Here is an 18,150-nt window from a genome sequence, read left to right on the forward strand (position 1 = left end):
CGAAGGGGCGGACCATCACGGTGGTCCGCCCCTTCCGTGTCCCCGTACGTGGTGCCGATCAGCCCTCGGTCGTCGGGCGGCGGCGGCGGTTGGCGATGACCAGGCCCGCGCCCGCGGCGAGGGTCGCGGCGGCCGCGCCCCCGATCAGGACGTTCTCGGATCCGGCGCCCGTGTTCGCGAGCGGTCCGGAACCGGTGCTGCCCGCCGGGGTCACGTTCGTGTTCCCGGTCGTGCCGGTCGTGCCGGTGGTGCCGGTGGTCCCCGTCGTGCCCGTGGTCCCCGTCGAACCGGTCGTGCCCGTGCCGCCCGTCGTGCCCGTGCCGCCGGTCGTGCCGGTGCCGCCGGTCGTGCCCGTGCCGCCGGTCTGGCCCCCGGTGGCCTTGTCCTTGGCGCGCGCCTCGTGCTGGCCGGTCTTGAGGAACTCGGCCCGGTCCTGGGCGGTGCCCTTGAGCGCTGCGAGGGCGGCCTTCTTCAGCTCCGGGCCGGCGCCCGTCACCATCGCCGAGATCAGGACGGTGTTGTCGTCGTCGCGCAGGGCGTGCTGCGTGGTCTTCACGAACTCGCGCAGCTGCTCGGGCTTCGGGTTGCCTTCGAGGAGCTTGATGATGCCCTCCTTCAGACCCGGCCCGGCGTCCTTCAGCATCCCGAACAGGGCGACCCGGTCGTCCTCCGCGCGGACCGTGTGCTGGCCGGTCGCGACGAACGCGCGGACCTGCTCGGGCGTTCCCTTGGAGAGCAGCTCGTTGGCGGCCTTGGTGATGCCCTTGCCCGCTCCGTCGAGCATGCGGATGATCTCGACCAGGTCGTCCTTGTAACGGGCCTCGTGCTGCCCGGTCAGCAGGAACGCGGTGATCGCCTCGCGGGTGTTCACCTTGAGGGTCTCGTCGGCCGCGGCGCGCACGGCCTTGCCGCCCGCCTCGCCGATCGCGGCGACCCGTACGCGGTCCTCCTCCAGCTGCAGCTTCGGCCGTTCGACCTCAAGGAAGCGCCGCATGTCCTCGGCCTTTCCCTTGAGCGCCTTCTCCGCGGCCGCGCGCATGTCCTTGCTCGTCGCCGGGTCCTTGAGGAGCGCCTCGATCGCGGCCCGGTCCTTGGCGGCCTCCGGGGTTTCGCCGGAGTTGGTCGTCGTGCCGCCCGGAGCGGGGTTCGCGGGCTGGGCGGCCCCGTCGGGCGTGGTCGCCGAGGACCCCGCGTTCGCCGCCGAGGCGGAGTCGGCGGCGAACGCGGGCGAGGAGAGCAGGACGGCCGGGGCTATCGCGGCGGCGGCCACGACGGTTGCGATCCGGGGCAGTTTCACTGATGGAATTCCATTCTTCACACGTGTGATGATCTACAGCTTGTGAAGAATATGTCGCTCGCGTCCCCGGAAGCGTCGATTTCACGCCCATCCCGATCCTGATGGTGGCCGATCGGGCGTCCGGCGCGGTCGCTCAGAGGTCGACGGCGACGCCCTCCGCCGACGACCGCCGTGCCGCCTCCAGCACCGCCAGGCACTGCGCCGCCTCGTGCGCGGTGACCGGTGCCGGTCCGCCCGAGCGCAGGGCGGCCGCGACCGCCGCGTAGTACGCGGGGTAGTCGCCCGCCGCCGTGGGCACCGGCAGGCCGCCGCCGGTCAGCGGGGACTCGCCGGAACCCAGTCGACCCCACAGGTGCTCGGGCTCCTCGCCCCACGGTCGGCTCTCGTCCCCGGGGCGCAGGCCCTCGCGCAGGGCGGCCTCCTGGGGGTCCAGGCCGTACTTGACCCAGCCCGCGCGGGAGCCCAGGACCCGGAAGCGCGGTCCCAGCTGGGCCGTGGTCGCGCTGACGTGCAGGTGCGAGCGGACGCCGTTCGCGTGGGTGAGCGCGATGAACGTGTCGTCGTCCGCCTCGGCGCCCGGGCGCCGCACGTCCGCTTCCGCGTAGACGCGTACGGCCGGGCCGAACAGTACGAGCGCCTGGTCCACGACGTGGCTGCCCAGGTCGTACAGCAGGCCGCCGATCTCCTCCGGCGCGCCCGACTCGCGCCAGCCGCCCTTGAGCTGCGGGCGCCAACGCTCGAAGCGGGACTCGAAGCGCAGGACCTCGCCCAGGTCGCCGCCGTCGAGGAGCCGGCGCAGCGTGAGGAAGTCGTTGTCCCAGCGGCGGTTCTGGAAGACGGACAGGAAGGTGCCGGTCCGGTCGGCGAGGGCGGCGAGTTCGCGGGCCTCGGCCGCCGTGGCGGCGAGCGGCTTGTCCACGACCACGGGGATGCCGGCCGTGAGCGCGGCGGTGGCGAGCGGGACGTGGGTCTTGTTGGGGGAGGCGATGACGACGAGGTCCGGGGCGTCCTCGCCGCCCGCGCGGGCCCACAGCTCGTCCGCGGACGCGGCGAGCCGGACGTCGGGGAAGGCCTCGCGGACCTGGCCCTGCCGGCCGGGGTCGGAGGTGACGACCGTGTCGAGGACGAGCCCCTCGGTCGCGGTCACGAGGGGGGCGTGGAACACGGAACCGGCGAGTCCGTAGCCGACGAGGGCGACGCGCAGGGGGGCGGTGGGGGAGGCGGTGTTCATGGGACCACTTTGGCAACAGCGTTGCGCAAGTGCAAGGAGGGTGGACAATGGGCAGGTGAACAGGGGTGACGGGGCCGGTCGCGGCGGGGTGAACCTGCCCGCGCTGCGCGGGCACAACGAGGCGGTACTGCTGGGGCTGCTGCGCGCCGCCGGACCGCCCGGCCTCGGCCGCGCCGAGCTCGCCGACGGCGCGGGGCTGACGCCGCAGGCCGTCAGCAAGATCGCGGCCCGGCTCGCCGCGGACGGCCTGGTGGCCGACGCCGGCCGCGGCCCCTCCACCGGCGGCAAGCCGCGCACGCTGCTGCGACTCGTCCCCGGCGCCCGGCACGCGGTGGGCGTCCACCTGGACCGCGACGAACTGCGGGCCGTACGGGTCGACCTCGCCGGCGTCGTCGTCGCGCGCCTGCGCGTCCCGCTGGACTTCGGGGCGGGCCCCGAGCCCGTCGTGGACGCGGTCGTGGAGGCCGTCGCGGGGCTCCGGGGACGGACGGGGACGCCCCCGCCCGTAGGCGTGGGGGTGGCCGCGCCGGGGCCGCTGGACTGGCGCAGCGGGGTGCTGGGCCGGGTGACCGGGTTCCCGAACTGGGCGGGGTTCCCGCTACGGGAGGTGCTGGCCGGGCGGCTGGGGCTGCCGGTGGTGCTGGACAAGGACACCAACGCCGCCGTCGCGACCGGGGGTCCGGGCGGGCCGGGCGCGGGCACGTCGGTGTACCTGCACGTCGGCACCGGGCTCGGCGCCGGGCTGCGGCTGGACGGCGAGATCCACCGGGGCGCCAGGTCGGCGGCCGGGGAGTTCGGGCACCAGGTGCTGAGCCTGGACGGCCCGCCGTGCCGGTGCGGGGGACGGGGCTGCCTGGAGGTGCTCTGCCTGGACGCGGTGGCCCGCGGGGACCTGCCGGAAGCGGCCCGGATCCTGGGGGAGGGCGCGGCGAACCTGGTCGCGCTGCTCGACGTGGACCGGGTGCTGCTGGGCGGACGGGTCGTGGACGCCGATCCGGACATCTTCGTCACCGGGGTCCGGGCCGCGCTGGCGGCGCGCCCCCTGATCGACACGGCCCCGCCGACGGTGGCGCAGGCCCCGGGCGGCATCGCCGAGGGCGCCGCGGAACTGGCCCTGACCCCGCTGTACGTCCACCCCGGAACGCCCCCGGCCGGTGGGTGACGGGCCCGCCGCCCGATCCGGGCACCCCCGCCGACGTGCGGGAACGGGTTCGGCGCTTGACCCGGTGCGCCATCCGGGCGTAAACCGGAGGTGCTCACGCGCGGCTCCCGACAAGGGGTCGCGCGCGCGTGGAAGGGTGCGGACAAGGCCGGGGTGATTGTCGCCTCGTCCTATCATCGTCCCGTCCGGCGAGCAGCGAAGGTCTTCCATGCGACTGCGCAAAGCCCTTGCCCTCACCGCCGTCCTCCTCGCCTCCGCCGCGCCCTCCGCCGTGGCGGACATCGGCACCGGAGGCGGCGCCCGACCGGCCCCGGCGCTCCCCTCGCGCGCGCTGGCCAGCTGCGGGGACGGCAAGGGCGCCGCCTTCCCCATCGGGGCCCGGATCCGTGGCGGCCCGGCCGTCTACCGGGCCGGCGGCGGGGCGCAGACCTGGCTGTTGGACCTGACGAACACCACGAGCGGCTCGTGCACGGCGATCCACCCCGTCGTCGTGTTCACGGACAAGGCGCGGGCCCTGCGCCCCGCCCACCTCCGGATGGAGTTCGACGCTCCGGGCGGTTCCCACCCCGTCAGCCTGGAGCGGACCGACCGCGACGAGATCATCGCGGTGTTCGACGGCGGCGACGCCTTCTCCGGGTTCTCCGTCGGCGCGGGCGGCTCGATCACCGTCACCGTGCGCCTCGCCTTCGCCGAGGAGACCCCCCACGGCGAGGTCGTCGCGGACGCCGCCCTCGTCCAGCGCAAGGGCGACCACGGGGACGACGGCGACTGGGTCGGGGAGGCCGGCGGCTACCGGTTCGAGGTCGAGGGCCCGCAGGACGCCGCCGAGGCGGGAGCCCTCGCGCACACCGGCCCCCGCGACCACCCCTGGGCGTACGGGGCCGGCGCCCTCGCCACGCTCACCGCCGGAGGCGGCCTGCTCCTGGGCGCCCGCCGGTTCCGCGCACCCCGCACCCGCTGACACCCGCCCGACCTGCACCCCGCCCGCCGGCACCCCGCTCCCGGCACCGCGAGCCCGGGACCCCGCACGCCCAGCCCGCCCCGCGCGCGACGATCTCCGTACACCTGCCCCACGTACAGTCCCCACGTGGAAGAACAGACCCAGCGGCACCAGCACCTCCCCGGCAGCCCCGTGCGCTCGGGCATCCCGGAGCACGGCCGGATCCCCAAGTACTACGCCGTCAAGGCGCTGATCGCCGATCTGCTCGACGAGCTCGGCGAAGGCGGCTCGCTGCCCACCGAGCGGGATCTCGCGGAGCGCTACGCGGTGTCCCGCGAGACCGTGCGGCAGGCCCTGCGCGAGTTGCTCCTGGAAGGCCGGCTCCGCCGGTCGGGGCGCGGCACGGTCGTCGCCGGACCCAAGCTGGAGCAGCCGCTCTCCCTCGCCAGCTACACCGAAGGGGTGCGCCGGCAGGGCCGCCGCCCCGGCCGCAACCTGATCGGCCTGGAGCGCTTCCCCTGTCCGGACGGCCTCGCCGCCGGCATCGGCGCGGAGAGCGGCGAGCCCGTCTGGCACCTGGAACGGGTACTGCTCGCCGACGACGAGCGCGTCGGCCTGGAGAGCACGTACATCAGGGTCGCCCGCGCGCCCCGCCTCGACATCGATTTCCAGCCCGACTCCTCCTTCTACGGCTACCTCCGCGACGACCTCGGCATCGCCTTCGGCGAGGCCGACGAGAAGCTGGAGACGGTCCTCGCCACACCCCGCGAAGCCCTGCTCATCGGCACCCCGCCGGCCCTTCCGATGCTGCTCATCCACCGGTTCTCGCGGGACGGGCAGGGCCGCCCGCTGGAGCGGGTGCGTTCGCTCTACCGTGGTGACCGGTTCAGCTTCACGACGCGCCTGCGCCCCGAATAGCGCGCGGCGGGCGCCCTCGACACCCGGCAAACGATCCAAAACGGGCGCCCTTGCATCACGGAACGGTAACGGGTCTGGTCCAAGCGTCGAGGGCTGTTCACCGGCCCGTCGTCGACCGGACCCTCCCGGGCCACCGGTCGCCGCCACCTTGGACGGCGTGAGAGTCATAGTCGTCGGAGGCGGCGTGGTCGGCACCATGCACGCCTGGCAAGCAATCGAACGCGGCCACGAGGTCGTCCAGATCGAACGGGAAGCGGAGGCACGCGGCGCGTCACTGCGCAATTTCGGCCAGATCTGGGTCAGCGGACGGGCCGGGGGCGAGGAACTCGACACCGCCCTGCGGGCCCGCGAGCTCTGGGAGCGGATCGGCGCGGAGGTGCCCGGACTGGGCTTCCGCGCGATCGGTTCCCTCACCCCCGTCCGGGGCGCCCGCGAGCACGCGGTGGCGGAGGCGGCGCTCGCCCGCCCCGACGCCGCCGCCCGCGGCTACGAGCTGGTCACCGCCGCCGAGGCGCGGGCGATCAACCCGGCCCTGCGCGGGGACTTCGAGGCGGCCCTGTGGTGCGAGCGGGACGCGGCCGTGGAGCCGCGCACCGCGCAGCTCCACCTCCGCGAAGCCCTGCGGGCGTCCGGCCGGTACACCTTCCTCACCGGCCGCGAGGTCCGCGAGGTCGTCGGCGCGGGCGCGGTCCGAGACGACCACGGTGACGTCCACCGCGGCGACGCGGTCGTCCTCGCCACCGGCGCCTGGCTGTCCGGCCTGGTCCGCGAGCTGGTCCCCGACCTCCCGGTGCGCCGGGTCCGGCTGCAGATGATGCAGACGGCCCCGCTCGGCGAGGCCCTGACCACCTCCGTCGCCGACGCCGACAGCTTCCGCTACTACCCCGCCTACGCGTCCCCGGCGCTCGACGAACTCAACGCCGGACAGCCGCAGGAGCCCGTCGCCGCCGCGCACGCGATGCAACTGCTGATGGTCCAGCGCCGGGACGGCGGACTGACCATCGGCGACACCCACGAATACGAGCACCCCTTCGCCTTCGACACCCTCGAAGACCCCTACGAGCACGTCGCCGCGGTCGCCGAGTCCTTCCTGGGCCGCCCGCTGCCGAGGATCCGCCACCGCTGGGCGGGCGTCTACGCCCAGTGCACCGACACCACCCGCGTCGTCCACCGCCAACAGGTGTCCGACGGGGTGTGGTTGGTGACCGGGCCCGGCGGGCGCGGGATGACCTGCTCGCCCGCCATCGCCGAGACCACCGCGAACGAACTGGGCTGGTGACCGACATGACCGATGCCAACAAGCTGATCGTCCTCGACATGGCCGGCACGACCGTCGCCGACGGCGGTCTCGTCGAGCGGGCCTTCGAGCGCGCCGCCGAGGACCTCGGCGTCGAGCCCGGCAGCGCCGACCACGCCGCCAAGCTCCAGTACGTGCGCGACACCATGGGCGAGTCGAAGATCTCGGTCTTCCGCAGCCTCTTCGGCACGGAGGAACTCGCCCGCCGCGCCAACTCCGCCTTCGAGCGGGCCTACGGGGAACTCGTCGACGGCGGCCTCGTCGCCCCCCTCCCCGGCGCCCGCGAGGCCGTCGAGCGGCTCCGCGCCGAGGGCCGTGCCGTCGTCCTGACCACCGGCTTCGCCCGGGTCACCCAGGACGCCATCCTCGACGCCCTCGGTTGGCAGGACCTCGCCGACCTCACCCTGTGCCCCGCCGACGCGGGCGGCCGCGGCCGGCCCTTCCCGGACATGGTGCTGACCGCGTTCCTGCGCACCGGCGCCGTGGCCGACGTACGGGACGCGGTCGTCGTCGGGGACACCTCGTACGACGTGCTCAGCGGCCGCCGAGCCGGCGCGGGCATCGTCGCCGGGGTCCTCACCGGCGCCCACGACCGGGCCGCGTTGACCGGGAGCGGCGCCACCCACGTCCTCGGCTCCGTCGCCGAACTCCCCGGGCTGCTGGAGCGGGGGACCGGGGCGTGAGCGGCATCCGCTTCGACTCCGTCTCGGTCGCCTACGCCGGGAACACCGTCCTGGACTCCCTCGACCTGACCGTGGAACCCGGCGAGGTCATGGCACTGCTGGGGCCCTCCGGCTCCGGCAAGACCACGGCGCTGCGCTCGGTCGCCGGTTTCGTACGGCCCGCCGCCGGCCGGATCCTGATCGGCGGCCGGGACGTCACCGCGCTGCCCCCGCACAAGCGCGGCATCGGCATGGTCGTCCAGCAGTACGCGCTGTTCCCGCACATGCGGGTCGCGGAGAACGTCGCCTTCGGCCTCAAGGCGCGGAAGGCCCCCAGGGCCGGCATCCGGGACCGGGTCGCCGAGGCCCTGGAGATGACCGGGATGGGCGCCTACGCCACCCGCTACCCGCGCGAGCTGTCCGGCGGCCAGCAGCAGCGGGTGGCCATCGCCCGGGCGCTCGCCATCCGCCCCGGCGTGCTCCTGCTCGACGAGCCGCTCTCCGCGCTCGACGCGCAGTTGCGCTCCGGGATGCTCGCCGAACTGGCCCGGCTGCACCGCGAACTGCCCGACGTGTCCATCCTGTACGTCACGCACGACCAGGTGGAGGCCCTGACCCTGGCCGACCGGATCGCCGTCATGGACCGGGCCCGGCTCCAGGACTGCGGGACCCCGCAGGAGCTGTACCGCTCCCCGCGGACCGAGTTCACCGCCTCCTTCGTCGGCAACGCCAACCTGCTGCCCGTGACGGTGGCCGACGGCGGCGCCGTGTTCGAGGGGCGCGGCCTGGAGCTGGACCGCGGCGGCGCGGCACCCGGCGCCCGCGCCACGCTGTGCGTACGGCCGCACCTGATCGGCCTCGGCGAGGGCCCCAACGCCCTGCGCGGCACCATCACCGAGGTCCAGTGGCGGGGCTCCACGCACCGGCTGTACGTGGACGTGGACGGCCACCGCGTCAAGGCCGACCTGCCCGAACTGCGCGAGACCCCGGCGCTGGGCGACACGGTGACCCTGCACTTCGAGCCACGCGACGCGGTCCTGCTGTCGGCGGGGGTCTCCGATGCCTGAACTCGCCGGTGACCTGCGGGAACCCGCCGCCGCGACCCCGCCGGCCCGGACCGTGGGGGCCGCCGGGCCCGGCCCGTCGCAGGCCCCGGCCGCCCGGCGCCCGCGCACCGCTCCGGCCTGGGTGTGGACGGCGCCGCCCGTGGCCGTCCTCGCGGTGGTCTTCCTCTACCCCCTCGCCCTGGTCGTGCGGCAGTCGCTCAGCCCCGAGGGCGGTGGCGGCGCCTTCGACGCCTACGCCTCCGTGTTCGCCTCCCACGGCTTCCGCGAGGCCCTCGGCACCACGGTGTGGCTGGCCGTCGGCGCCACCGTCGGCTGCCTCGTCCTCGGCTTCGCCCTCGCGCTGGTCATCGCCTTCGTCCCGTTCCCCGGCTCCAAGGCCGTCGCCAAGTTCATCGACGTCTTCCTCTCCTTCCCCTCCTTCCTCGTCACCCTCGCCCTCCTCTTCATCTACGGGACGGTGGGCATGGCCAACGGAGCCTGGACCGACCTGACGGGCGCCGCCGAGGGACCCTTCCAGTTCCTGGCGACCCCCTGGGGCGTCCTGCTCGCGGAGATCACCTGGTTCACCCCGTTCGTGATGCGCCCGCTGCTCGCCGCCTTCTCCCAACTGGACACCGCCCAGCTGGAAGTCGCGTCCTCCCTCGGGGCGAAGCCGGCCCGGATCGTCCGGCGGGTCATCCTGCCCGAGGCCCTGCCGGCCCTCGCCGCCGGCGGCAGCCTCGTCCTGGTCATGTGCCTCAACGAGTTCGGGATCGTGCTGTTCACCGGCGCCAAGGACGTCACGACGCTCCCGATGCTCATCTACGGCAAGGCCATCCTCGAATCCGACTACGCGGCCGCCTGCGTGGTCGCCGTCGTCAACATCGCGATCTCCGTCGGCCTGTTCGGCCTCTACCGGGTGGTGAGCAAGCGTGCTGGTGCATAGCAGGACCGGCCGCTGGGCCTCCTGGGCCCTGTTCGGCCTCCTCTTCCTTCCCCTCTTCGCCCTGCCGCTGCTGGTCGTGGTCGCCGCGTCCTTCTCCACCCACTGGTCCGGAGCCTTCCCCTCCGGCCCGACCGCCGAGAACTACGCCGCCGCCGTGCGCGGCGAATCCCTGCGGGCCCTGACCACCTCCCTGGTCACCGCGCTCGTCGCGAGCCTGCTCGCGCTCACCCTCGGCACCTGGGCGGCGCTGGCCGCCGCCGGCCTCAAGAAGCGCGGCAGGCGGTCCCTGGACGCCCTGTTCATGCTGCCCGTCGCCGTACCGTCCGTGGTCGTCGGCCTCGCCGTGCTCGTCGCGTTCAGCAAGCCCCCGCTGCTGCTCAACGGCACGAGTTCCATCGTGATCCTGGCCCACACCGTGCTCGTGACGGCCTTCGCGTACCAATCCGTCTCGGCCGCGCTCGCCCGCCTCGACCCCGCCTACGAACAGGCCGCTGCCTCCCTCGGCGCCCGACCCGCGTACGTCCTGTGGCGGGTCAGGCTGCCCCTGCTGCTGCCGTCCCTCACCTCGGCCGCCGGGCTCTGCTTCGCGCTGTCGATGGGCGAACTGAGCGCCACGATGATGCTCTACCCGCCGGACTGGACGCCCCTGCCGGTCCGGATCTTCACCGCCACCGACCGCGGCTCGCTCTTCAGCGGCTCCGCCGTCGCCGTGGTCCTGATGGCCACCACCCTGCTGGTGCTGCCGGCCGTCTCCCGCATCCGCACCAAAGCCTCGTACCGCTGATCCCCGGCTCCCCTTCCCCGTAAGGAAGTTCCATGCCCAGCAACCGCACCCTCCTGCGCACCGCCACCACCGTCGCCGGCGGCCTCGTCCTCACCTGCGCCCTCACCGCCTGCGGCTCCGGCTCCCCCGCCGGGTCCTCCGGCGAGGGGGACAAGGTCGTCACCGTCTACAGCGCCGACGGCCTCAAGAGCGACAAGGGCGACGGCTGGTACGACAAGGTCTTCGCCGAGTTCACCAAGAAGACCGGCATCGAGGTCAAGTACGTCGAGGGCGGCTCCGGCGAGATGGTGCAGCGCGCCGTCCGCGAGAAGACCAACACCCAGGCCGACGTCCTCGTCACCCTGCCGCCCTTCATCCAACAGGCCGACGGCAAGGGCCTGCTCCAGGCGTACCGGCCGAAGGGCTCGGAGCAGGTCAACGGTGCGAACAAGGCCGCCGACGGCAAGTGGACGTCCGTCGTCAACAACTACTTCGGCTTCATCCACAACAAGAAGGAGCTCGCCGAGGCCCCCAGGACCTGGGAGGAGCTCCTCGACCCCAAGTACAAGGGCAAGCTCCAGTACTCCACCCCCGGCGTCGCCGGCGACGGCACCGCCGTCCTCATCAAGTCGATGCACGACTTCGGCGGCAAGGAACCCGCCATGGAGTACCTCAAGAAGCTCCAGGCCAACAACGTCGGCCCGTCCTCCTCCACCAGCAAGCTCGCGCCGAAGACCGACAAGGGCGAACTGCTCGTCGCGAACGGCGACGTCCAGATGAACTTCGCACAGTCCAAGTCCATGCCGAACCTGGGCATATGGTTCCCGGCGAAGGAGGGCGGCAGGCCCACCACCTTCGCCCTGCCCTACGCGGCCGGCCTCCTCGACAAGGCCCCGCACGCCGAGAACGGCAAGAAGCTCCTCGACTTCATGCTCGGCGAGGACGCCCAGAAGCTCGTCAGCGGCGTCGGCGGCGGATTCCCCGCACGCACCGACGTCAAGCCGACCGACGCCAACGCCGTCGAACTGACCAAGCTGATGACGGGCGTCGAGGTCTTCGAACCCGACTGGGCCGACATCGACACGAACCTCACCGCCTACGTCGACGCGTGGAAGTCGGCAACCGGAAGCTGACCGGTTACTTCCTGGCCACCCCCGCCCGGAAGAGTGACGCTCGCATAACGGGTCTGGACCCGGGACCGCACCCCCGGTCCGGACCCGACGCATGTCCGCAGTGCCCACCTGCTCACCATGCCCACTTGCTCCTGGAGGAGTACGTGTCCCCTGCCCTGTCCGGTCGCGCCCTCGCCGTCGCGGCCACCGTCACCGCCCTGCTCGCCACCGCCCTCGGCGCGCACACCGCGAGCGCGGCGGCGAAGGCGGCCAACACCGACAAGGTCCTCGTCATCGGCCTCGACGGTGCGGTTCTCGACCGCGTCAAAGCCGCCGACGCCCCCCACCTCAAGGGCCTCATGGCCCAGGGCCTGACCGCCCACAGCACCCTCTACGCCAACCCGATGGGCGCCACGTCCTCCGGCCCCGGCTGGTCCACCATCGCCACCGGCGTGTGGCCCGACAAGCACGGCGTGAAGGACAACTCCTTCATCGGCAAGAACTACGCGGCCCACCCCGACTTCCTGACCCGCATCGAGAACGCGAAGCCCGCGCTCAACACCTACGCGGCCGCGGACTGGGAGCCCGTCACCTCCACCGACCAGAACGGCCCGATCTTCTCCACGAAGGTCGACAAGCGGCTCTCCCTCAAGGGCGACCGCGACGGCTACCGCAACGAGGACCCGAAGATCGCCGCGGCGGCCGCCACGGAACTACGCACCCAGAACCCGGACGCGGCCTTCGTCTACCTCGGCGAGATCGACGCCGCCGGCCACTCCTCCGGCGCCGGCAGCCAGACCTACCTCGACACCGTCGCCCGCGTCGACGTCCTCGTCGGCCAACTCCTCACCGCCGTCCAACAGCGCCCCACCTACGCCCAGGAGAAGTGGAAGATCCTGGTCACCACCGACCACGGACACACCACCACCGGCGGCCACGGCGGCTCCAGCATCGCCGAACGCGGCACCTTCGTCATCGCCAAGGGCGCCGGCATCCCCGCCGGCTCCGTACGCGACGACGTGCGCCTCGCCGACGTCGCGGCGACCGCCCTCGCCCAGGTCGGCGTCCCGACCACCGGCCTGGACGGCGTACCCCTGAACGCCCCCGACAACGACGCCTTCGACACGCTGCGCCCCGCCCTCCAGGCCCGCGTCGACGAGACCGGCATCCCCGCCGGCACCAAGGGCTTCACCCGCACCCCGCCCACCGGCTGGGCCGTCGACAATTCGAGGATGGGCACCGGCGGAGTCACCGAGTGGGCCGGCTGGACCTTCGCCACCGACGAGTTCTGGACCCAGGCGCAGCGCGACCAGTGGCGCGAGCTCAACGTCCGCTCCCGTGACGTGTTCGCCGTCGCCGACTCCGACGAGTGGGACGACAAGAGCCACACCGGCACCTTCGACTCCACCCTGATCACCCCCAGGTGGGCCGTCACCGGCGGCGCCACCCGCACCCTCGCCTTCCAGTCGCACTACCGCCACGAGGCGGGCCAGACGGCACAGGTCCTCGTCTCCTACAACGGGGCCACCCCCACCGTCGTGAAGAACTACACCGCCGACGCCCTCGCCAAGGCCGAGACGATCGCCCTCCAGGTCCCGGCCGGCGCCACCGACGTCCAGGTCCGGTTCCGCTACAGCGGCAACAACAACTGGTTCTGGGCCGTCGACAACGTCACCCTCGGCTGATCCGCCACCCGGGTGACCGTCCGGGCCGTGGACGCGCGCCGCGTCCACGGCCCGGCACGGATAGGGTGGTACAGACCAGAGGTCCCCGAGGCCGTGGACCTCCGAGGTCACAGGCCCCGCAGAGCGGAGAACAGTCCCGTGGCAGAGCGCAAGCCGATCGAATCCTGGCTCACCGACATGGACGGGGTCCTCATCCACGAGGGCACCCCGATCCCCGGTGCCGACGCCTTCATCAAGCGGCTGCGCGAGTCCGGCAAGCCCTTCCTGGTGCTGACGAACAACTCCATCTACACCCCGCGCGACCTCCAGGCCCGACTCAGCCGGATGGGCCTCCACGTGCCCGTGGAGAACATCTGGACCTCGGCGCTCGCCACCGCGAAGTTCCTCGACGACCAGCGCCCGGGCGGCACCGCCTACGTCATCGGCGAAGCCGGTCTGACCACGGCCCTCCACGACATCGGCTACATCCTCACCGACCACGAGCCCGACTACGTGGTGCTCGGCGAGACCCGCACCTACAGCTTCGAGGCCATGACGAAGGCCGTCCGCCTGATCAACGGCGGCGCCCGCTTCATCTGCACCAACCCCGACGAGACCGGCCCCTCCACCGAGGGCCCGCTGCCCGCCACCGGCGCCGTCGCCGCACTCATCACCAAGGCCACCGGCAAGAAGCCCTACTTCGCCGGCAAGCCCAACCCGCTGATGATGCGCACCGGCCTCAACGCCATCGGCGCGCACTCCGAGAGCAGCGCCATGATCGGCGACCGCATGGACACCGACGTCCTGGCCGGACTGGAGGCGGGCATGCAGACCTTCCTCGTGCTGACCGGGCTGACCACGGCGCAGGACACCGAGAAGTTCCCCTACCGCCCGACGAAGACGGTGGACTCCATCGCCGACCTCATTGACCTGGTCTAGGCGCGGCCCCGCGCGGAACACCCCCGCGGCACGCCCCGCGCGGCACGCACGCCCTGCGGCATTGGCGCGTACGGCTGACACAGACGGGCCAAAAGAGCGCCGCTCCGGATGCGGAGCGGCGCGTCGCGCGTGAATCTCCTAGGAGAGGAGGTTCACCATGCGCAGTTCACTGCTCGCTCTCCGTGTCGCGGGGGTGGCCGTCGCCCTGACGGCGTGCTCCGTCGTGACCGCCCCCACGGCCCTCGCCAACGAATGGGACCGCGGCGGCGTCTCGGCGGAACCGAACCCGGCCGAGCCGGGGGCACTGGTCAAGCTGCGCGTCCGCGGCTGTGACGGCGGCTGGGGCCTGGCCCACTCCTCCGTCTTCGTGTCGGAGGTCCGGCTGTCCGACGGCCGCGACGGCCAGGCGCTGTACGGCGAGGCGATCATCCGCTCGCACGCCCAACCCGGCTGGCACGAGATCCGCGTCAAGTGCGAGGGCAAGGGCGGCCACGGCGACAAGGGTGACAAGGGCGGCAAGGGCGGCCACGAGGAGGTGCGGGGCTCGATCGAGGTCCGGCACCGCGAACACCACCGCCCCGACCCGTACCGTTCGCCGGTCTGGCCCGTCCACGCGGGCGGCGGCGGCATGTCGGCGCAGCTCGCGGAGACGACGCGGCTCGCCGCGGCGACGAAGAAGAGCCACGACGCCGACGGCCCGGGCCTGCCGCACACCCTGATCGGAGCGGCCCTCGCGGCCGTGGCCACCCTGGCGGTCGCGGGTCGGGCCCTCACCCTGCGCCGCCGCCGCAGCGGATGAGCGAGGACCGGGCCACCCCGGGCGGCCGGCTGCTGACCTTCACGGCCTGGTCGGTGCTGGTCCTGGGGCTGTGGCTGTGGGGCAAGGAGATCACCGGGGTGCCGTCCGGCGCGCAGGCCGGGCAGGGCGGTGGCCCGGTGGCCGCGGGCATGCCGGCCGCGCACGCCCCGATGTCCGGGGCGATGCCCGCCCGTGTCGACGTACCGTCCATAGGCGTCCAGGCCCCGGTGATCTCGCGGGGCCTGGACGCCCAGGGTTCGATCGACCCGCCGCCTTACGAGCTCCCGGGCACGGTGGGCTGGTGGGGCGCCGGGGCCGCGCCGGGGGCGGCCGGGACGGCGCTGATGGTGGGGCACGTGGACACGAAGTCGAAGCCGGCGGTGTTCTTCGGCCTGTCCACGGTGAAACCGGGGGCGAAGATCCGCGTGGCCCGGGCGGACGGATCGGTCGCCGAGTTCACGGTCGAGGACGTGAAGACCTACGAGCGGACCGACTTCGACCCGAAGAAGGCGTACGGCCCCCGGGTCGACGGCCGGGCCGAGCTGAGGCTGGTGACCTGCGGCGGCAACTACGACAAGACGGCCAAGCAGTACTCGGCGAACGTGGTGGTCTCCGCCTACCTGACGGGTGCGGGCTTCCGCGCCGGCACCGAGGTGTAGCCGCCGCGGACCGCCGAAAGGGAATGCCGAAGGGGACCGCGCGCACCGACGAACGCCGGACGACACGGAACAACGGGAGAAGCCCTCCACAGCTTTCGCTGTGGAGGGCTTCTCCTTGTCGTGCGCCGCCAGGGACTCGAACCCCGGACCCGCTGATTAAGAGTCAGCTGCTCTAACCAACTGAGCTAGCGGCGCCTGCTGACAGAGAAAACTCTACCCCACCTCAAGGGTTGCTCGTGACCAGCCGCGCCCGCGTTGTCCGATTAACCCATGTTTGGGGTGTTTATCGTGCACGATATGTCTCGTCGAGCCGAATCTGATGCCCCGCCAGATGCGTGCCCGGCCGACCAGTGGACGAGCAGGGGAGTGGACGGAACCGCATGACGACGCAGCCTCCGGTGCACGAGCAGCCGCCGGCACCGATGCCGATGCCGGTCTTCGAGGACTACCAGCCCGCGGGCGACTGCCGGTGCCCGGGATGCGCGCAGAGGCGTCGCGCCCTCGCGCGCGGGCGGGCCATACCGCTTCGGGACGGCGGCCACCCGGCCGCGCGGGGGGCCCGCCGGGCGCTGGTGCTCGCCACCGCGGCCGGTGTGGTGCTGAGCGGCGGCGGAAGCGCGGTGGCCCTACACACTCCGGCCCCCGGCCCGGGGCCGGTGACCCTGGACGACCCCGACACCCCGCAGGGCGGTCGGGCCCCGCTGCACGGACGCCCGTCGACCGGTCGTCCGTCCGGTCTGCCCGGGGCTCCGTCGGCCGTCCGGCGCATCGACCGGGCGACGATCATCAACCGGGCGAAGCTGTGGCTGGACGCCAAGGTCCCCTACAGCATGTCCGAGTACTGGACGGACGGCTACCGGCAGGACTGCTCGGGCTACGTCTCGATGGCCTGGAACCTCGGCACCAACGAGTGGACCGGCAGCCTCCACACGTTCGCCACCCCCATCACCAAGGACGAGCTGCTGCCGGGGGACATGCTGCTCTTCCACAACCCGGCGAACCCCAACAACGGCTCCCACGTGACCCTCTTCGGCGGCTGGGCCGACGAGACGCGCACCCACTACATCGCCTATGAGCAGACCCGCCCGACGACGCGGAAGCAGGCCACGCCGTACGGGTACTGGAACAACGCGACCAAGTACCTGCCGTACCGGTTCAACGGGGTGTCGGGCGGGATCGTGCCGGACACCCCGAAGCCCGGACCCTCCCCGGTCGTCTCGACCGTCTTCCCCGGGACGTCGAAGTTCGGCCCCGGCGCGGACAACGCGCACGTCGCCGAGCTCGGCGCGATGCTGATCGGCCGTGGTGCGTCCCGCTTCTACCCGCAGGGTGCGAGCCGGAAGTGGAGCGACGCCGACCGGCAGGCCACCCAGGCCTTCCAACGGGCGCAGGGCTGGACGGGCACCGACGCCGACGGGATCCCCGGCTCGCACACCTGGCGGCTGCTGGTGGAACGGGGCGGCAAGGACATTCCGCCCGCGGCCCCCGGCGGGTCGACGTCGCCCACCACTCCCACCACCCCCACCGCTCCGACGGTCCCGATCGGCCACGCGGGGCCGGGCGGGGTGCCCGCGTACCCCGGGGCGTCGGTCTTCCGCCCGGGCAAGTCCCATCCGGCCATCACCGCCCTCGGCCGCCAGTTGGTGAAGAAGGGCTTCGGCAAGCACTACACGTCCGGTCCGGGTGCCCGCTGGAGCGAGGCCGACCGCCGCAACGTCGAGGCCTTCCAGCGCGCCCAGGGCTGGCGCGGCTCCTCGGCCGACGGTTACCCGGGCCCGGAAACCTGGCGGCGGCTGTTCGCATGACGGAGGCAACGATGTACCCCACGCGCACCACGTTCACGACGGGCACCCTCGACGTCCCCCCGGCCACGACCCCGGCCCCGGGGGCCGGGACGTGCGCCCCGGCACGGCACACCCGCCCGACGGAGTCACCGGCCGGCGCGACGTCGGCACCCGCCACGGACCGCCCCCGCGAGGCCTCGCCCCGGCCGGCGTCCCACCTGTCGGAAACCGGCCCCGTGCCCGGCGCCGGGCACGCGGACCGGTTCGTCGGGTCGGCGGCGCGGGCCGGATCCCACGCGGCCGCCCGGTCCGAGGAGTTCCCGGCCGTCGCCTCCGGCGCCCGGCAGGCGTCCGGGCCCGCGCACCGGGCCGCGGAACCGCAGGAGCAGGCCGGGGCTCACGCGTTCGTGGCCGGCGGCGTCTTCGACCCGCTCGCCCGGGTCCGGTCCCGCGAAGCTCCGGCCGGGGCCTCGACGACGGCCTCCGCCGGGGCGCAGTGGCCGCGGCCGACACCGGTCGCGGTCGAGCCGGCCCGGTCCGGTCCGGAGTACCCGGTGCGGGGCGCGGCCCCGGCGGCCGAGTCCGGCTCCCGGTACCGGGAAACGCCGGCGGCGTTCGCGGAGCCTGCTCCGTCCGTGTCGGGTTCCGGGGCGCCGGCCCCGGCACGGGAAGCGGACCGGTCCTCGGAGTTCCGCTCCGGGCCCGGCGGCCCGGCGGGCCCGCACGAGGCGGAGCACCGGGTGCGGGTGCCGGCCGAGGCACGGGCACAGGAGTACGCGGGGTCGCAGATCCAGGCCCCGGTCCCGGTCCCGGCCGGGGCTCCCGGGACGGACCTCATGGACCCGGCGTCCGGCCGGGGCGGCCCCGATTCCTCGGCCCACGCCGCCCAGGGGTGGTCGTGCGGGTCGTCCATGCGCAGCGGTTCGAGTTC

16 protein-coding genes, 1 tRNA gene and 1 pseudogene are annotated in these 18,150 nt (G+C 73.5%); 15 read left to right on the plus strand and 3 right to left on the minus strand.

The window, feature by feature from the left end; genetic code table 11:
* Nucleotides 1-58: 58 nt before the first annotated feature.
* Together ACFVS6_RS24800 and ACFVS6_RS24805 are read right to left on the minus strand one after the other, a co-directional pair.
* Nucleotides 59-1,297 (minus strand): ALF repeat-containing protein, encoded by a 1,239-nt coding sequence (locus tag ACFVS6_RS24800; RefSeq protein WP_389706974.1) that lies wholly within the window; start codon nucleotides 1,295-1,297, stop codon nucleotides 59-61.
* Nucleotides 1,298-1,430: 133 nt separating this feature from the next.
* Nucleotides 1,431-2,528, minus strand: a complete 1,098-nt coding sequence (locus tag ACFVS6_RS24805) for a Gfo/Idh/MocA family oxidoreductase (protein ID WP_389706975.1) — start codon at nucleotides 2,526-2,528, stop codon at nucleotides 1,431-1,433.
* Nucleotides 2,529-2,583: 55 nt separating this feature from the next.
* Here ACFVS6_RS24805 and ACFVS6_RS24810 point away from each other — a divergent pair, with 55 nt between their 5' ends.
* The 13 genes from ACFVS6_RS24810 (at nucleotide 2,584) to ACFVS6_RS24870 (ending at nucleotide 15,435) form a co-directional block, all read left to right on the plus strand.
* Nucleotides 2,584-3,690, plus strand: coding sequence for an ROK family protein (locus tag ACFVS6_RS24810; protein ID WP_389706977.1), 1,107 nt, complete (start codon nucleotides 2,584-2,586; stop codon nucleotides 3,688-3,690).
* A 208-nt stretch (nucleotides 3,691-3,898) separates the two neighbouring features.
* Nucleotides 3,899-4,651, plus strand: coding sequence for a hypothetical protein (locus tag ACFVS6_RS24815; RefSeq protein ID WP_389706978.1), 753 nt, complete (start codon nucleotides 3,899-3,901; stop codon nucleotides 4,649-4,651).
* Between the two features lie 126 nt (nucleotides 4,652-4,777).
* A complete protein-coding gene (locus tag ACFVS6_RS24820) occupies nucleotides 4,778-5,548 on the plus strand; it encodes a GntR family transcriptional regulator (protein ID WP_389706979.1) in 771 nt (256 codons plus the stop codon).
* A gap of 157 nt (nucleotides 5,549-5,705) precedes the next feature.
* Nucleotides 5,706-6,827, plus strand: coding sequence for a TIGR03364 family FAD-dependent oxidoreductase (locus ACFVS6_RS24825; protein WP_389706981.1), 1,122 nt, complete (start codon nucleotides 5,706-5,708; stop codon nucleotides 6,825-6,827).
* A gap of 5 nt (nucleotides 6,828-6,832) precedes the next feature.
* Entirely contained in the window at nucleotides 6,833-7,528 is a 696-nt protein-coding gene (locus ACFVS6_RS24830) for a phosphonatase-like hydrolase (RefSeq protein WP_389706982.1), read from the plus strand.
* Nucleotides 7,525-8,574: an ABC transporter ATP-binding protein gene (locus ACFVS6_RS24835; RefSeq protein ID WP_389706984.1), complete on the plus strand. Its 1,050-nt coding sequence runs from the start codon at nucleotides 7,525-7,527 to the stop codon at nucleotides 8,572-8,574. The genes ACFVS6_RS24830 and ACFVS6_RS24835 overlap by 4 nt, the downstream gene beginning before the upstream one ends.
* Complete coding sequence (locus ACFVS6_RS24840; RefSeq protein WP_389706986.1) at nucleotides 8,567-9,499, plus strand: 2-aminoethylphosphonate ABC transporter permease subunit; 933 nt, start codon at nucleotides 8,567-8,569, stop codon at nucleotides 9,497-9,499. The genes ACFVS6_RS24835 and ACFVS6_RS24840 overlap by 8 nt, the downstream gene beginning before the upstream one ends.
* On the plus strand, nucleotides 9,486-10,283 hold the full coding sequence (locus ACFVS6_RS24845) for an ABC transporter permease (RefSeq protein ID WP_389706988.1): 798 nt from the start codon (nucleotides 9,486-9,488) through the stop codon (nucleotides 10,281-10,283). The genes ACFVS6_RS24840 and ACFVS6_RS24845 overlap by 14 nt, the downstream gene beginning before the upstream one ends.
* Nucleotides 10,284-10,315: 32 nt before the next feature.
* On the plus strand, nucleotides 10,316-11,395 hold the full coding sequence (locus ACFVS6_RS24850) for a 2-aminoethylphosphonate ABC transporter substrate-binding protein (protein WP_389706989.1): 1,080 nt from the start codon (nucleotides 10,316-10,318) through the stop codon (nucleotides 11,393-11,395).
* A 125-nt stretch (nucleotides 11,396-11,520) separates the two neighbouring features.
* Complete coding sequence (locus ACFVS6_RS24855) at nucleotides 11,521-13,059, plus strand: alkaline phosphatase family protein (RefSeq protein ID WP_389706991.1); 1,539 nt, start codon at nucleotides 11,521-11,523, stop codon at nucleotides 13,057-13,059.
* A gap of 138 nt (nucleotides 13,060-13,197) precedes the next feature.
* The gene (locus ACFVS6_RS24860; protein ID WP_389706993.1) at nucleotides 13,198-13,977 is read left to right on the plus strand and encodes an HAD-IIA family hydrolase; all 780 of its coding nucleotides are present in this window, start codon (nucleotides 13,198-13,200) and stop codon (nucleotides 13,975-13,977) included.
* 157 nt (nucleotides 13,978-14,134) lie between these two features.
* Nucleotides 14,135-14,776, plus strand: a complete 642-nt coding sequence (locus ACFVS6_RS24865; RefSeq protein ID WP_389706994.1) for a hypothetical protein — start codon at nucleotides 14,135-14,137, stop codon at nucleotides 14,774-14,776.
* Nucleotides 14,773-15,435, plus strand: a complete 663-nt coding sequence (locus ACFVS6_RS24870) for a class F sortase (RefSeq protein WP_389706996.1) — start codon at nucleotides 14,773-14,775, stop codon at nucleotides 15,433-15,435. Before ACFVS6_RS24865 ends, ACFVS6_RS24870 begins: the two co-directional genes overlap by 4 nt.
* A gap of 121 nt (nucleotides 15,436-15,556) precedes the next feature.
* Here the strand turns inward: ACFVS6_RS24870 and ACFVS6_RS24875 are convergent.
* Nucleotides 15,557-15,630: transfer RNA gene (locus ACFVS6_RS24875), tRNA-Lys, on the minus strand.
* 227 nt (nucleotides 15,631-15,857) lie between these two features.
* Between ACFVS6_RS24875 and ACFVS6_RS24880 the strand changes: the two genes are divergently transcribed.
* The gene (locus tag ACFVS6_RS24880) at nucleotides 15,858-17,240 is read left to right on the plus strand and encodes a peptidoglycan-binding protein (protein WP_389707010.1); all 1,383 of its coding nucleotides are present in this window, start codon (nucleotides 15,858-15,860) and stop codon (nucleotides 17,238-17,240) included.
* Between the two features lie 11 nt (nucleotides 17,241-17,251).
* Nucleotides 17,252-18,150, plus strand: a pseudogene (locus ACFVS6_RS24885) (hypothetical protein); the annotation flags it as partial.

Source organism: Streptomyces sp. NPDC057939, from assembly GCF_042887545.1.
Taxonomy (GTDB): domain Bacteria; phylum Actinomycetota; class Actinomycetes; order Streptomycetales; family Streptomycetaceae; genus Streptomyces.

Excerpts from the sequence above, each read along its gene's own strand:
- ACFVS6_RS24805 (WP_389706975.1), bottom strand. The coding sequence starts at position 2,528 with ATGAACACCGCCTCCCCCACCGCCCCCCTGCGCGTCGCCCTCGTCGGC.
- ACFVS6_RS24815 (WP_389706978.1), top strand. The coding sequence starts at position 3,899 with ATGCGACTGCGCAAAGCCCTTGCCCTCACCGCCGTCCTCCTCGCCTCC.
- ACFVS6_RS24830 (WP_389706982.1), top strand. The coding sequence starts at position 6,833 with ATGACCGATGCCAACAAGCTGATCGTCCTCGACATGGCCGGCACGACC.
- ACFVS6_RS24840 (WP_389706986.1), top strand. The coding sequence starts at position 8,567 with ATGCCTGAACTCGCCGGTGACCTGCGGGAACCCGCCGCCGCGACCCCG.
- ACFVS6_RS24850 (WP_389706989.1), top strand. The coding sequence starts at position 10,316 with ATGCCCAGCAACCGCACCCTCCTGCGCACCGCCACCACCGTCGCCGGC.
- ACFVS6_RS24865 (WP_389706994.1), top strand. The coding sequence starts at position 14,135 with ATGCGCAGTTCACTGCTCGCTCTCCGTGTCGCGGGGGTGGCCGTCGCC.
- ACFVS6_RS24870 (WP_389706996.1), top strand. The coding sequence starts at position 14,773 with ATGAGCGAGGACCGGGCCACCCCGGGCGGCCGGCTGCTGACCTTCACG.
- ACFVS6_RS24880 (WP_389707010.1), top strand. The coding sequence starts at position 15,858 with ATGCCGATGCCGGTCTTCGAGGACTACCAGCCCGCGGGCGACTGCCGG.